At 34.6% G+C, this 14,376-nt stretch carries 9 protein-coding genes; 8 read left to right on the top strand and 1 reads right to left on the bottom strand.

What is annotated here, in order from left to right:
* Positions 1–59: 59 nt before the first annotated feature.
* The 7 genes from ACYFX0_RS03430 to mutL all read left to right on the top strand — a co-directional run bounded on the left by ACYFX0_RS03430 (position 60) and on the right by mutL (position 10,543).
* On the top strand, positions 60–1,817 hold the full coding sequence (locus tag ACYFX0_RS03430) for a 2-oxoacid:acceptor oxidoreductase subunit alpha (protein WP_000625417.1): 1,758 nt from the start codon (positions 60–62) through the stop codon (positions 1,815–1,817).
* Positions 1,804–2,670, top strand: a complete 867-nt coding sequence (locus ACYFX0_RS03425; protein ID WP_000190155.1) for a 2-oxoacid:ferredoxin oxidoreductase subunit beta — start codon at positions 1,804–1,806, stop codon at positions 2,668–2,670. The genes ACYFX0_RS03430 and ACYFX0_RS03425 overlap by 14 nt, the downstream gene beginning before the upstream one ends.
* Positions 2,671–3,098: 428 nt before the next feature.
* Positions 3,099–4,628, top strand: a complete 1,530-nt coding sequence (gene miaB, locus ACYFX0_RS03420) for a tRNA (N6-isopentenyl adenosine(37)-C2)-methylthiotransferase MiaB (RefSeq protein WP_001005392.1) — start codon at positions 3,099–3,101, stop codon at positions 4,626–4,628.
* Between the two features lie 3 nt (positions 4,629–4,631).
* Positions 4,632–5,063 (top strand): YlbF/YmcA family competence regulator, encoded by a 432-nt coding sequence (locus ACYFX0_RS03415; protein WP_000870460.1) that lies wholly within the window; start codon positions 4,632–4,634, stop codon positions 5,061–5,063.
* Between the two features lie 126 nt (positions 5,064–5,189).
* Positions 5,190–5,732: an outer spore coat protein CotE gene (gene cotE, locus ACYFX0_RS03410; protein WP_001288799.1), complete on the top strand. Its 543-nt coding sequence runs from the start codon at positions 5,190–5,192 to the stop codon at positions 5,730–5,732.
* 180 nt (positions 5,733–5,912) lie between these two features.
* On the top strand, positions 5,913–8,591 hold the full coding sequence (gene mutS / locus ACYFX0_RS03405; RefSeq protein ID WP_000195990.1) for a DNA mismatch repair protein MutS: 2,679 nt from the start codon (positions 5,913–5,915) through the stop codon (positions 8,589–8,591).
* Between the two features lie 8 nt (positions 8,592–8,599).
* The gene (gene mutL, locus ACYFX0_RS03400; RefSeq protein WP_460269876.1) at positions 8,600–10,543 is read left to right on the top strand and encodes a DNA mismatch repair endonuclease MutL; all 1,944 of its coding nucleotides are present in this window, start codon (positions 8,600–8,602) and stop codon (positions 10,541–10,543) included.
* A gap of 277 nt (positions 10,544–10,820) precedes the next feature.
* Here mutL and ACYFX0_RS03395 read toward each other — a convergent pair whose 3' ends face one another.
* Positions 10,821–11,006, bottom strand: coding sequence for a hypothetical protein (locus ACYFX0_RS03395; RefSeq protein ID WP_000461138.1), 186 nt, complete (start codon positions 11,004–11,006; stop codon positions 10,821–10,823).
* A gap of 504 nt (positions 11,007–11,510) precedes the next feature.
* On the opposite strand from ACYFX0_RS03395, the gene ACYFX0_RS03390 reads away from it, so the two are divergent.
* The gene (locus ACYFX0_RS03390; protein ID WP_001235292.1) at positions 11,511–14,294 is read left to right on the top strand and encodes a dynamin family protein; all 2,784 of its coding nucleotides are present in this window, start codon (positions 11,511–11,513) and stop codon (positions 14,292–14,294) included.
* Positions 14,295–14,376 lie beyond the last annotated feature (82 nt).

The following is a 14,376-nucleotide window of genomic DNA, read 5'->3' as shown; positions in this document are numbered from 1 at the left end:
CTAAACTATTACTGTAAAAAAATACACTACAATGAATGCAGCCAAAAGGGGTGTAGGAGATGATTAGTCAACTTTCATGGAAAGTTGGAGGCCAACAAGGTGAAGGAATTGAAAGTACAGGAGAAATCTTCTGTATTGCATTAAACCGATTAGGATATTACCTATACGGTTACCGCCACTTCTCATCACGTATAAAAGGCGGCCATACAAATAATAAAATTCGTGTAAGTACAACAGAAGTACGAGCGATCTCAGATGATTTAGATATTTTAATTGCTTTTGACCAAGAAACAATTGATTTTAACTTCCACGAACTACGTCCAGGTGGAATTGTAGTTGCGGATGCGAAATTTAATCCAACAATACCTGATAATACAGATGTAAATCTATATGTGATACCGTTTACAGATATTGCTTCAGAATTAGGCACATCATTAATGAAAAACATGGTTGCTGTTGGAGCATCAAGTGCAGTATTAGGATTAGACGAAACAGCTTATTTAGATGTTGTTGAAGAAATCTTTGGTCGTAAAGGAGAGCAAGTCGTTCAAAAGAATATGGACGCAATTAAACGCGGCTCTCAATATATGAAAGAATTACTAGGTGAGAAAGTAAACATGATGCAGCTTGAAAAAGCTGATGGTAAAAAACGCATGTTTATGATTGGAAACGACGCAATCGCATTTGGTGCGGTAGCTGGTGGTGCTCGTTTTATGTCAGCATACCCAATCACACCTGCATCAGAAATTATGGAATACTTAATTAAAAAATTACCGAAAGTCGGCGGAACAGTAATCCAAACTGAGGATGAAATCGCAGCTTGTACAATGGCAATCGGTGCAAACTATGCTGGTGTTCGTACATTAACTGCATCTGCTGGTCCTGGTCTTTCATTAATGATGGAAGCAATCGGTTTAGCAGGTATTACAGAAACTCCATTAGTAATTGTTGATACACAACGTGGTGGTCCAAGTACGGGATTACCAACGAAACAAGAACAGTCTGACTTAATGGCGATGATTTACGGTACGCATGGTGAAATTCCAAAAATCGTAATGGCGCCAAGTACAGTTGAAGAAGCTTTCTATGACATTGTAGAAGCATTTAACTTATCTGAAGAATATCAAGTTCCTGTTATTTTCTTAACAGATTTACAGCTTTCGTTAGGAAAACAAACAGTAGAACCACTTAAATTAGATAAAGTGGAAATTCGTCGTGGTAAGCTTGATTTAGAAGCGGAATTACCAGAACGTGAAAATAAAGCATACTTCAAGCGTTATGAAGTAACTGAAGACGGCGTTTCACCGCGTGTTTTACCTGGTATGAAAAATGGTGTTCACCATGTTACAGGTGTAGAACATGATGAAACTGGAAAACCATCGGAATCAGCAATAAACCGTAAAGATCAAATGGACAAACGTTTCCGTAAAATGGAGAACTTGAAGTTTAATACCCCTGTTTATAAAAATGTTAAGCATGAAGAAGCAGACGTATTGCTTGTTGGATTTAACTCAACTCGTGGTGCGATCGAAGAGGCAATGACGCGTTTAGAACAAGAGGGTATGAAAGTAAACCATGCTCATGTACGTTTAATTCACCCGTTCCCAACAGCTGAAATCGATCCACTTGTGAAAAAGGCGAAGCGTGTTGTAGTAGTAGAAAACAATGCAACAGGTCAGCTTGCTAACATTATGAAAATGAATCTTGGTAATGGTGAGAAAATTTCTAGTCTTTTAAAATATGATGGAAACCCATTCTTGCCGAAAGAGATTTACAACGAATGCAAAAAAGGGGTTGTATTAAATGGCAACATTTAAGGACTTTCGTAACAGTGTAAAGCCAAACTGGTGCCCAGGTTGCGGAGACTTCTCAGTGCAAGCTGCAATTCAACGTGCGGCAGCTAACGTTGGTTTAAATCCAGATGAACTTGCTGTTATTTCTGGTATTGGCTGTTCAGGCCGTATTTCAGGTTATATTAATTCATATGGTGTGCATAGTATTCATGGTCGTGCCCTTCCGATTGCACAAGGTGTAAAAATGGCAAATCGTGATTTAACAGTCATCGCTTCAGGTGGTGATGGTGATGGATTTGCGATTGGTATGGGACATACAATCCATTCTATTCGTCGTAATATCGATATTACGTACATCGTAATGGATAACCAAATTTACGGATTAACAAAAGGGCAAACTTCACCACGTAGTGAAGCTGGATTTAAAACGAAAAGCACACCGCAAGGTTCAATTGAACCATCACTAAATGTAATGGAAATGGCTTTAACAGCTGGTGCGACATTTGTGGCGCAAAGCTTTTCGAGTGATTTAAAAGAATTAACACAAATTATTGAAGCTGGTATTAACCATAAAGGATTTTCATTAATTAACGTATTTAGCCCATGTGTTACTTACAATAAAGTAAATACCTACGATTGGTTTAAAGAGAATTTAACGAAACTAAGCACAGTAGAGGGATATGATCCATCTAATCGCATGATGGCTATGCAAACTTTAATGGAAAATAACGGTTTAGTAACAGGTTTAATTTATCAAAATACTAAGCAACCATCATATCAAGAACTTGTTAAAGGCTATAGTGAAGAGCCTTTAGTGAAATCTGATTTAAATATGGATCAGAAAATGTTTGATGAGCTTGTTGCTGAATTTATGTAATATAAGAAGAGGAGGTTGCCATGTGGCAACCTTTTTTTATTAGAAAAATATAGGGTAGTCTTATTTACTTAGAAAATTCAGAATGGTAAAATAATATATAAATCGTTGTATGAAAATGGCAAGTTCATTGCTTATGAAATGTAAGATAATAAAGGGCCTCTGTATTGTTAAAATTGGCGAAACAGGTCATACTATGGTAATGTTTATAGGGATAAAGCAATATGCTTTTGGGTAGGACAACAAGAAATAATAAAAAGGGAATGTCTATTTGCGTGGGGAAGACTTCATTCTTATGAATGATTAGATTGATTACTCAAGTTTCAAAGGACAAGTTATCTCTCAAGCTATCTAACCATTTTTGAGGTGAATCTAGGCGCATTAAAATGGACTATAGAGTGTGTATAGTTAAGGGTGAAAGGAGATTACCGATGAACGAGCAACAACGATTAGCAAGTCAACAAGCAAATTCCTCTACGAAAAAAGAAGAGAAAGATTATAGTAAATACTTTGAAAGTGTATATCAACCACCTTCCTTAAAGGATGCGAAAAAGCGAGGGAAAGAAGAAGTTAAAATTGAACGGGATTTTGGCTTACCTGAAGAGTTTCGCAATTTTGGTACAGGAAGAAAGTTCTATATTCGTACATATGGTTGTCAAATGAATGAGCATGATACGGAAGTAATGGCAGGTATTTTCACAACGCTTGGATATGAACCAACTTTTTCGACTGAGGATGCAGATGTAGTTTTATTAAATACTTGTGCAATTCGTGAAAATGCTGAAAATAAAGTGTTTGGTGAACTAGGCCATTTAAAGTCACTAAAGCGAAGAAATCCGGACCTTTTAATTGGTGTATGTGGTTGTATGTCTCAAGAAGAATCTGTTGTAAATAAAATTATGCAAAAAAATCAGCATGTAGATATGGTATTTGGAACGCATAATATTCATAGATTACCGTACATTCTAAAAGATGCGATGTTCTCGAAAGAGACGGTAGTTGAAGTATGGTCAAAGGAAGGCGACGTAATTGAAAACCTTCCGAAAGTACGTCGTGGTGATATTAAAGCTTGGGTAAATATTATGTATGGCTGTGATAAGTTCTGTACGTATTGTATTGTACCGTATACGCGCGGAAAAGAGCGGAGCAGACGTCCAGAAGATATTATCCAAGAGATTCGTCATTTAGCTGCGAATGGTTATAAAGAAATTACATTACTTGGACAGAACGTAAATGCATATGGTAAAGACTTTGAAGATGTAGAATACGGTCTTGGTGATTTAATGGACGAACTTCGTAAAGTTGATATTGCCCGTATTCGTTTTACAACGAGCCATCCACGTGATTTCGATGATCACTTAATTGAAGTGCTTGGCAAAGGTGGCAACTTAGTAGAACATATCCATTTACCAGTTCAATCTGGAAGTACAGATATGCTGAAAATTATGGCGCGTAAATATTCACGTGAACATTATTTAGAACTTGTAAGAAAAATTAAAGAAGCAATTCCAGATGCAGTATTAACAACAGATATTATCGTTGGTTTCCCAAATGAAACAGATGAGCAATTTGAAGAAACGATGTCGTTATATCGTGAAGTAGGATTTGATACTGCCTTTACATTTATTTATTCTCCTCGCGAAGGTACACCAGCTGCAAAAATGAAAGATAATGTACCTATGGAAGTGAAGAAAGAACGTCTTCAACGCTTAAATACACTAGTAAATACGTTGGCAATTGAAAAGAATAGTCGTTACAAAGGTCAAATTGTAGAAGTGTTAGTTGATGGGGAAAGTAAAAATAATCCGGAAGTACTTGCAGGTTATACTCGCACGAATAAACTTGTAAACTTCGTCGCTTCAAAATCTTTAATTGGTCAGCTTGTGAAAGTAAAAGTAACGGAAGCAAAAACTTGGTCTCTTAACGGGGAATTAGTTGAAGAGCCGATTGAGGTGAAATAATAGATGAAAGTATATTCGAAAGATGACATTGTTGAACAAGCAAAAGAATTAGCAAAAATGATTTCTGAAACAGAAGAAGTTGATTTTTTTAAGAAAGCAGAGGCGCAAATTCATAAAAATGAAAATGTAAAGCGCGCAATCGATGAAATTAAAGCACTGCAAAAACAAGCAGTAAACTTGCAGCATTACGGGAAGTGGGAAGCTTTAAAAAAGGTAGAAGCTGAAATTGATGCATTGCAAGATAAGTTAGACAGTATTCCAGTCGTACAAGAATTTAAATCTTCACAAACATATGTAAATGACTTATTACAGTTAGTTGCTAGTACAATTTCTAACAACGTAACAGATGAAATATTAATTTCAACTGGTGGCGATGTACTTAAGGGTGAAACTGGCGCAGCGGTAGAAAGTAAAAAAGGAAATTGTGGTTGTTAAAGAGATGTCATATTGACATCTCTTTTTTTTAGTTGATTAAACGTAAGTTCTTCTCAAAAAAAGAATGACACATTCCGCTATTGTCACGCATATGATTAAGTGAATAGTGATTGAGGAGGGTTACGAATGTCCGAATTTAGAGAGATTATTACAAAAGCAGTGGTTGGAAAAGGACGTAAGTATACAAAGTCAACGCATACATGTGAATCGAATAATGAACCAACAAGTATTTTAGGGTGCTGGGTAATTAACCACTCGTACGAAGCAAGAAAGAATGGGAAGCATGTGGAAATTGAAGGTTTCTATGATGTGAACACTTGGTATTCATTTGATGGAAATACAAAGACTGAAGTTGTAACAGAACGCGTGAACTACACGGACGAAGTAAGCATTGGTTATCGTGATAAAAACTTTTCTGGTGATGATTTAGAAATTATTGCTCGTGTTATTCAGCCACCAAATTGTTTAGAAGCGCTTGTATCACCAAACGGTAATAAAATTGTTGTAACTGTAGAACGTGAATTTGTAACAGAAGTAGTTGGAGAAACGAAAATTTGTGTAAGTGTAAATCCTGAAGGCTGCGTAGAATCAGATGATGATTTCCAAATTGCTGATGATGAATTTGAAGAATTAGATCCGAACTTTATCGTTGATGCAGAAGAAGAGTAATAGAAAGCTAGGGAGAAGTTCTTCCTAGCTTTTTACTTTACATAAGTGGCGCTGAATGAACATGATTCTTTATGAAATATGTTATAATAAAGATAGACTCCTGAAATAGGAGATATGGATGTCCGTGAAATGTGACATATATGAAAATTGATTACTATGTAAGAATTATGGAGGAAAAGTATGACGCAATATACCCCTATGATACAGCAATATTTAAAGGTTAAGGCAGACTATCAAGATGCCTTTTTATTTTTCCGATTAGGCGATTTTTATGAAATGTTCTTTGAAGATGCCGTTAAAGCAGCTCATGAACTTGAGATTACATTAACGAGCCGAGATGGTGGCAGTAGTGATCGTATACCGATGTGCGGTGTACCGCATCATGCAGCTAAAAACTATATTGAACAACTTGTTGAAAAAGGATATAAAGTTGCTGTTTGTGAGCAAGTGGAAGATCCAAAAACAGCTAAAGGTGTAGTGCGCCGTGAAGTAGTACAACTAATTACGCCAGGAACGATGATGGAAGGGCGTACAATTGATGAGAAAGAAAACAACTTCTTAGCCGCATTAACACATTTTGAAGATGGATCATATGCTTTAGCTTGTAATGATTTAACGACTGGACAAAATACAGTAACGTTGTTAACTGGTTCAGTAGAAGATATTTTATTGGAAGTGTATGCAACTGGTTCAAAAGAAATTGTTGTAGATTCTTCATTTTCTAAAGATGAATTAAATAAATTAACTGAAACGTTAAAAATGACAATTTCATATGAAGATGCAACGGCAATTCCTGAAGGATTAGAACATCTTGTGAAAAATGTTTCGCAAGCAAAGTTAATTAAAGCAATTGGACGCTTATTTAACTATGTGATAAGAACGCAAAAACGTTCATTAGATCATTTACAGCCTGTAGAAATTTATTATACGAATCAATTTATGAAAATTGATGTGCATTCAAAGCGAAATTTAGAGCTGACAGAAACACTTCGAACGAAAGAAAAAACAGGATCATTATTATGGCTATTGGATAAAACAAAAACAGCTATGGGTGGTCGTATGTTAAAACAGTGGATGGAACGTCCACTTATTCAGAAAGAAAAAGTTGAAGAGCGTTTAGAAATGGTTGAAACATTTGTAAATGATTACTTCTTACGTGAAGATTTAAAAGAAAAACTAAAAGAAGTATATGATTTAGAACGTTTAGCAGGAAAAGTTGCATTTGGTAATGTCAATGCAAGGGACTTATTACAGTTAAGACGATCTTTACTTCAAGTACCAGCTATTTTAGAAGCGATTAGTTTGTTAGATAATGCTTATGCAGCAAGGTTAATTCAAGGAGCGGATCCATGTGAGAGCTTAACTGAATTACTAGGAAGAAGTATTCAAGAAAACCCACCGCTTTCTATTAAAGATGGAGATATTATTAAAGACGGTTATAATGACAAGCTTGATCAATATCGTTACGTTAGTAAAAACGGAAAAACGTGGATCGCTGAGCTTGAAAAACGAGAGCGTGATATTACAGGAGTTAAATCGTTAAAAATCGGGTACAACCGTATTTTCGGCTACTACATTGAAGTGACGAAGGCGAATCTTGCAGCACTTCCAGAAGGCCGCTACGAACGAAAACAAACGCTTGCTAATGCTGAACGTTTCATTACAGATGAACTGAAAGAAAAAGAAACGTTAATTTTAGAAGCAGAAGAAAAAATTGTACAGCTAGAATACGATTTATTTACAGCACTTCGTGAAGAAGTAAAAGTATTTATTCCGAAATTACAACATTTAGCAAAAGTAATTAGTGAATTAGACGTACTGCAAAGTTTCGCGACAGTTAGTGAAGAAGAACAGTTTGTAAAACCTGTACTAACAACGAAGCGTGAAATCTTTATTAAAGATGGTCGTCATCCTGTCGTTGAAAAAGTATTGAACGGAAAATTGTATGTACCGAATGATTGTATTATGCCAGAGAAGATGGATGTCTTTTTAATTACAGGACCGAACATGTCTGGTAAAAGTACGTATATGAGACAGTTAGCACTTGTAACGGTTATGTCACAAATTGGTTGTTTCGTACCAGCGACAGAAGCAGTATTACCTGTATTTGACCAAATCTTTACGAGAATTGGTGCAGCAGATGATTTGATTTCAGGTCAAAGTACATTTATGGTCGAAATGTTAGAAGCGAAAAATGCAATTGCAAACGCATCAGAAAGAAGTTTAATTTTATTTGATGAAATTGGACGAGGTACATCTACGTATGATGGCATGGCACTTGCACAGGCAATCATTGAACATATTCATGACCAAATTGGGGCAAAAACGTTATTTTCTACACATTATCATGAATTGACTGTGTTAGAAGAGAGTTTAGATCAACTGAAAAATGTACACGTTTCAGCAATTGAAGAGAATGGTAAAGTAGTATTCCTTCATAAAATTCAAGATGGAGCAGCAGATAAAAGTTACGGAATCCACGTTGCGCAACTTGCAGAGCTTCCAGATAGCTTAATTGCCCGCGCGAAAGAAGTGTTAGCACAACTAGAAGGACAAGAAGAAATTATTATTCCAAAGCGTGTAGAAGTGAAAGTGCAGGAGCAAGAAGTTATTCCAGAACCTGTAGTTGTAAAAGAAGAGCCAGTAGAAGTACTAGAGGCGAAAGTAGAGACTGAGGAAGAATCACAACTATCTTTCTTTGGAGGAGAACAGTCTTCGAAGAAACAAGACAAGCTTGCGTTAGATCAAAAAGAAACAGCAGTACTGGCGCAAATTAAAAAAATTGATTTACTTGATATGACGCCTTTAGAAGCGATGAACGAACTGTATCGCTTACAGAAAAAGTTAAAGAAAGGATGAGTAAGTAGATGGGGAAAATTCGCAAACTCGATGACCAACTCTCTAACTTAATTGCGGCAGGAGAAGTAGTAGAGCGTCCTGCTTCAGTCGTAAAAGAACTTGTGGAAAATTCTATCGATGCGAATAGTACATCTATTGAAATCCACTTAGAAGAAGCTGGTTTATCGAAAATTCGCATCATTGATAATGGAGATGGCATTACAGAAGAAGATTGCATCGTAGCTTTTGAACGACATGCGACAAGTAAAATTAAAGATGAAAACGATCTGTTTCGCATCAGAACACTCGGTTTCCGTGGTGAGGCATTGCCGAGTATCGCCTCAGTTAGTGAATTAGAATTAATCACTAGCACAGGTGATGCACCTGGTACACACCTTATTATTAAAGGTGGAGACATTATAAAGCAAGAGAAAACCGCGAGCCGAAAAGGAACAGATATTACAGTACAAAACTTATTCTTTAATACACCAGCGCGTCTTAAATATATGAAAACCATTCATACAGAGCTTGGTAATATTACAGATATTGTGTATCGTATTGCAATGTCACATCCAGAAGTATCGTTAAAGCTGTTTCATAATGAAAAGAAATTGCTTCATACGTCAGGTAATGGTGATGTAAGACAAGTACTTGCATCGATTTACAGCATTCAAGTTGCGAAGAAACTTGTTCCGATTGAAGCTGAATCTTTAGATTTCACAATTACAGGCTATGTAACATTACCAGAAGTAACGAGAGCATCTCGAAATTATATGTCAACAATCGTAAATGGCCGTTACGTTCGAAACTTTGTATTAATGAAAGCAATTCAGCAAGGATATCATACATTACTGCCAGTCGGACGATATCCAATCGGATTTTTATCGATTGAAATGGATCCAATGCTTGTTGACGTTAACGTACATCCTGCAAAATTAGAAGTTCGTTTTAGTAAAGAACAAGAATTGCTAAAGCTTATCGAAGAAACATTGCAAGCTGCATTTAAAAAAATACAGCTCATTCCAGATGCAGGCGTAACAACGAAGAAAAAAGAAAAAGACGAGAGTGTGCAAGAACAGTTCCAGTTTGAGCATGCGAAGCCGAAAGAACCATCCATGCCGGACATTGTTTTACCAACTGGCATGGATGAAAAACAAGAAGAACCGCTGCCTGTGAAACAGTCAGCACAACTGTGGCAACCGCCGAAACAAGAATGGCAACCACCACAGTCGCTCGTAAGAGAAGAACAAAGTTGGCAGCCATCTACTAGACCGATAATGGAAGAACCAATTCGAGAAGAGAAATCGTGGGACAGTAATGAAGAGGACTTTGAATTAGAGGAATTGGAAGAAGAAGTTCGGGAAATCAAAGAGATTGAAATGAACGGTAATGACTTACCGCCACTTTATCCAATTGGACAAATGCATGGAACATATATTTTTGCTCAAAATGATAAAGGCTTATATATGATTGATCAACATGCTGCGCAGGAACGTATCAACTATGAATATTTCCGTGATAAAGTAGGAAGGGTAGCGCAAGAAGTACAAGAACTGCTTGTACCGTACCGTATCGATTTATCTCTTACTGAATTTTTACGTGTTGAAGAGCAACTAGAAGAACTGAAAAAAGTCGGTCTATTCTTGGAGCAATTTGGCCATCAATCCTTTATCGTCCGCTCGCACCCAACGTGGTTCCCGAAAGGACAAGAAACAGAAATTATCGATGAAATGATGGAGCAAGTTGTTAAACTAAAAAAAGTTGATATTAAAAAATTACGTGAAGAAGCAGCCATCATGATGAGCTGTAAAGCATCTATTAAAGCAAATCAATATTTAACGAACGATCAAATATTTGCTTTGCTGGAAGAACTACGTACAACAACAAACCCGTATACATGCCCGCACGGAAGACCGATTCTTGTGCATCATTCTACTTATGAGTTGGAGAAGATGTTTAAGAGGGTTATGTAGAGTGAATAAATTATATTTCAAAAGGGGGCAACATTTACTGTTGCTCCCTTTTAATATGTAGATTTAATTGTTAAACGAGAATATGGTGAAGTAATTTTGCAGTTTATTTCTTGGCTGCGTTAGCTTATATTTATCTATGTATAAAAAAGCGCTGTATACAGCACTTTTTAAAAGGTGCATGAATAGTATAATGAAGATTTTTACATTATTAAAGACATAACTATGCATGGCCTAATATTGATTCTTATTTGGTTAATTGTCATAAGGATCTATACGATTATTTATTTTTATTATTATTAATTTTTTCAGTGTATAGAACTTGCTCTTTGTAGTGTTTCTTAATTGGAAAGTTATGTGTACCTGTGCCGTTCTTGAATTTTTTATCAATGGGGTTCTTTAGAGGAACTGTTGTGGTTTCAGTAAATTCATATGGGTAATTTATTTTAGATTTATCTTCAAACATGAAAATGCCTCCTTTTAGGATTTCCTAAATTCTTTACTATAACATGATATGCATATAGATTTTTTTTGGACTAGTTATTTATATAGGTTAATGGAATTTAATTACATAACCACTGAAGCCTTTTAAAGGAAAATAATTTGAGAAAGAAATGGTATGAATAGCCGTTGGCTCCTATTGTTATTTTTTTGTTTGACAGCGCAGTGAATAATGCATATAAATTCAATATAGATTGTTTTTATAATATGGTTTATATGAGATTTTCTTGATAATATAATGTGGAATATTATAGTATTATTAGGTTATTAGGAACATTTAATGCTGTTTCATAACTGAAAGGGAATTGAAAAAAAACTGAAACTTTTCTCATAAAAATTCAATCTAACTTGAAAAATGAAAGGAAAATGAAATTTTCCAAAAGATATTCTTTGTTAAGATAAAAAGCATACATACAAAAAGTATTGGTATATCTTAAAAATGTATTTTCAAGATATAGTGGGGGAAAAGATGAGATTAGAAAAAAAATTAATAAAAAAGATGTATTATGAAACATTCCTAATGGAGAATGAAACAAAACCAACTCTTGACGTACTTGGACAAGCTTATGTAAACGATGAAAAAAATGAGATTTCTGATGGGTCTTATATTCGTTTTGCACAAGGTGAATTTTATTATCGTCATCAAGATTTTGAAGCAGCTATTTTTAAATGGGAGAAGGTTAGTAATGAATTAGCACCATGGGCACAAAAAAATATTGCGGATGCTTATTTCGAACTTAATCAATTATCATATGCTGAAAATATTTATACTTCTATTACTACTGATAATAAAATATTGATGATCGAAATTAGACTACAATTACTTTCTCTTTACATTGAGCAAAATAATTTTGACTCAGCTTTCGGTGTTATTAAAGAAGCAGTTTCTTTAAATCCTGATTATCCGAATGTCACAAAAATTGCCCGTTCCTTTTATGAGGAACAGCAAGATTTTGATAGTGCAGTAGAGCTTGCTGTGAATGAGTTAATTCGAATAGAATCGTATCCGTGGTTTGAGGTATTAAAAGGATATATTGATAAAGGGTTTACTAAACATATTTCACCAGATTATTTTTATAATGCATTAGCTACATTAAATAATGTAGATCAAGTACAGTTTACGCAAATGGTTTCATCACTTTGGAACAGTTATAAAGATGAACAAAATTATTTATTATGGCTTAATACAATAAATGAATTTTTCTTACATATTGAAATACATTCGTCCGATATATGGAACAAAGTTTCTGCTCTTTACGAAGAAACTTACTTTGCATTAATTCAAGGTCAATATACGCTTAGACAATTAAACGATATCATACCCAATCTGTTAGCAAATTGGTTAAAGGTAGTTAATCCATCTTATGCTGTATTTCCATCTGCAGCTGTATTGGCATGGGATGAGATTTTCCCTTCCAAAATAGATTCAGCAAATATAGAGCATGCGGAAAACTTACTGTCACATTCTATTAATCATGTAAATGGCTTAGAGTACAGCTTACACCTTTTTGAATCTATTACACAGTGGGCACAAAAGCACAATATAGAAATAGGTCACCGATTTAAATGGTTAGTTGACGAACTCGCAGATTTAAGAACAAATCGTATTTTAGTAACGGGTACTTCAGGAAATGGAAAAACTACATTTATTAACTCTATATTAGGAGAAAACATATTAGAAAAATCAATTTCAAATGTAGTAGTTTTAAAAAATGATGCTCATATAGAAATAAACGCTATAACAGACTCGGCAATTACAACAACGGAAGATGTCTCTGATTACCATAATATGATGTCTCAGCACCATCAAACATATAGAGATAGAGCGTGTGTTGAATTTAAATTACCATGCAGATTTTTAAATGAAAATAAACTTACATTTGTAGTGACACCTGGCTTTAATAGGAATAACGACACTAGAGATGAGATATTCGAATATTTAAATTCTGTAGACGAATTACTGTTCGTATTGAATGCGGATTCACCTTTTACTGACAAAGAACGTGACATTCTATTAAGTATTCAAGAACATACGCCAAATTTACAAATTCATTTCTTATTAAATAAAATCGATAACATTTACAGTGAAGCAGAAGTGAAAAGGGTATTACATGATACGGCAACGAGAATAAACACATATTTCCCGCATGCGAGAATTTTCCCTTATTCCTCGTTATATACAAGTAGTAAACAATTAAATGATTTAACTGAGTTTATTCATTTTAACTTTAATCATAAAAATATCGATGCAGAACGTACTGAAAAGTTATTATTTTTCATTCGAAAAACAATTACATATCTTTTGGATAAACGTGTTGAGAAAGAAAATAATCTAGTAGATGCTATTAATTGGAATGAAGATATGCTAGTGAAACTAAACGGTAGCATTAATAACCTTACTGCATTTGAGAGGGAAAAAATTCATTTCATTACACAATCATATCGTTCAATGAAGACTGAAATTACAAATGATCTTACTGAAAATATTCCGAAGATATTAAAGAGCTGTTCTAATTTAATTAGTGAAGAAAGTGATTTCGGGCACATGGATACGGAACTAAATAAAGCAATGAATGAAAAAGTGCATAAATATTTAGAACAAACTGTATTACCTAATCTCGCTCTTTCTATGCAAAATTGGATTGCAACTTCTAATAATGAGCTTCTTCAAAGTCAAACGTATTTAGAAGAACTTAGTGAAGGGCTTAATTCACTATTTGGAGAAAATAGAATACAGTTAGAATGTGATTTTAAAGTGCTTGATGACTGGCGCAGAGATACTGACAGGATGACGACTAGAATACAAATGGATGAAGTAAATATTTTACGTCGATTTACGCCAGCACAATTTTTGTTGAAAAGTGCCGGTAAATTATTTGGAGTTCTTCCTAAAAATAAATCTATGCTATATAACAAATACAAACAGTATGTAGAAAATGAAGATTATACTGAAGTAACGGCTTCTATTATGAAGAAATTTTTCTTGCAATTTGAGCTGTTTGAAAACACACAAGAGCGAGATATTAATATATTCTTTAGGAATCCATTTAACTCCTTAAAGCAAGCTGTAGAAAACACTCATTTAGAAATACAAGAAAAACAAGAGATATTACATAAGATGAAATCAAATCCTGAAATCTATCATGATTCTATCATGCTCTTTGAATTGAGATTGCGTCAATGTGAAGTAATTTTAAATATAGGTGATGATAATACCTATACGGATGTAGCTTTAGAAACAAGCGTAGAATAAAAGTAAACACATCAGATTTTTTATATAAAAAATCTGATGTGTTATAAGAAAGTAAAAAGGAGCAATTGTAATAAGTTGCTCC

The sequence above is a fragment of the Bacillus sp. NEAU-Y102 genome (assembly GCF_054788175.1).
The sequence above is the reverse complement of the archived record's forward strand: the minus strand, read 5'-3'. Positions and strand labels throughout refer to the sequence as shown.

What these genes read in the sequence shown, in the direction of transcription:
- ACYFX0_RS03395 (WP_000461138.1), bottom strand. Translation starts at nt 11,006, where the DNA reads ATGTTTGAAGATAAATCTAAAATAAATTACCCATATGAATTTACTGAA.
- ACYFX0_RS03430 (WP_000625417.1), top strand. Translation starts at nt 60, where the DNA reads ATGATTAGTCAACTTTCATGGAAAGTTGGAGGCCAACAAGGTGAAGGA.
- cotE (WP_001288799.1), top strand. Translation starts at nt 5,190, where the DNA reads ATGTCCGAATTTAGAGAGATTATTACAAAAGCAGTGGTTGGAAAAGGA.
- mutS (WP_000195990.1), top strand. Translation starts at nt 5,913, where the DNA reads ATGACGCAATATACCCCTATGATACAGCAATATTTAAAGGTTAAGGCA.
- miaB (WP_001005392.1), top strand. Translation starts at nt 3,099, where the DNA reads ATGAACGAGCAACAACGATTAGCAAGTCAACAAGCAAATTCCTCTACG.
- ACYFX0_RS03425 (WP_000190155.1), top strand. Translation starts at nt 1,804, where the DNA reads ATGGCAACATTTAAGGACTTTCGTAACAGTGTAAAGCCAAACTGGTGC.
- mutL (WP_460269876.1), top strand. Translation starts at nt 8,600, where the DNA reads ATGGGGAAAATTCGCAAACTCGATGACCAACTCTCTAACTTAATTGCG.
- ACYFX0_RS03390 (WP_001235292.1), top strand. Translation starts at nt 11,511, where the DNA reads ATGAGATTAGAAAAAAAATTAATAAAAAAGATGTATTATGAAACATTC.
- ACYFX0_RS03415 (WP_000870460.1), top strand. Translation starts at nt 4,632, where the DNA reads ATGAAAGTATATTCGAAAGATGACATTGTTGAACAAGCAAAAGAATTA.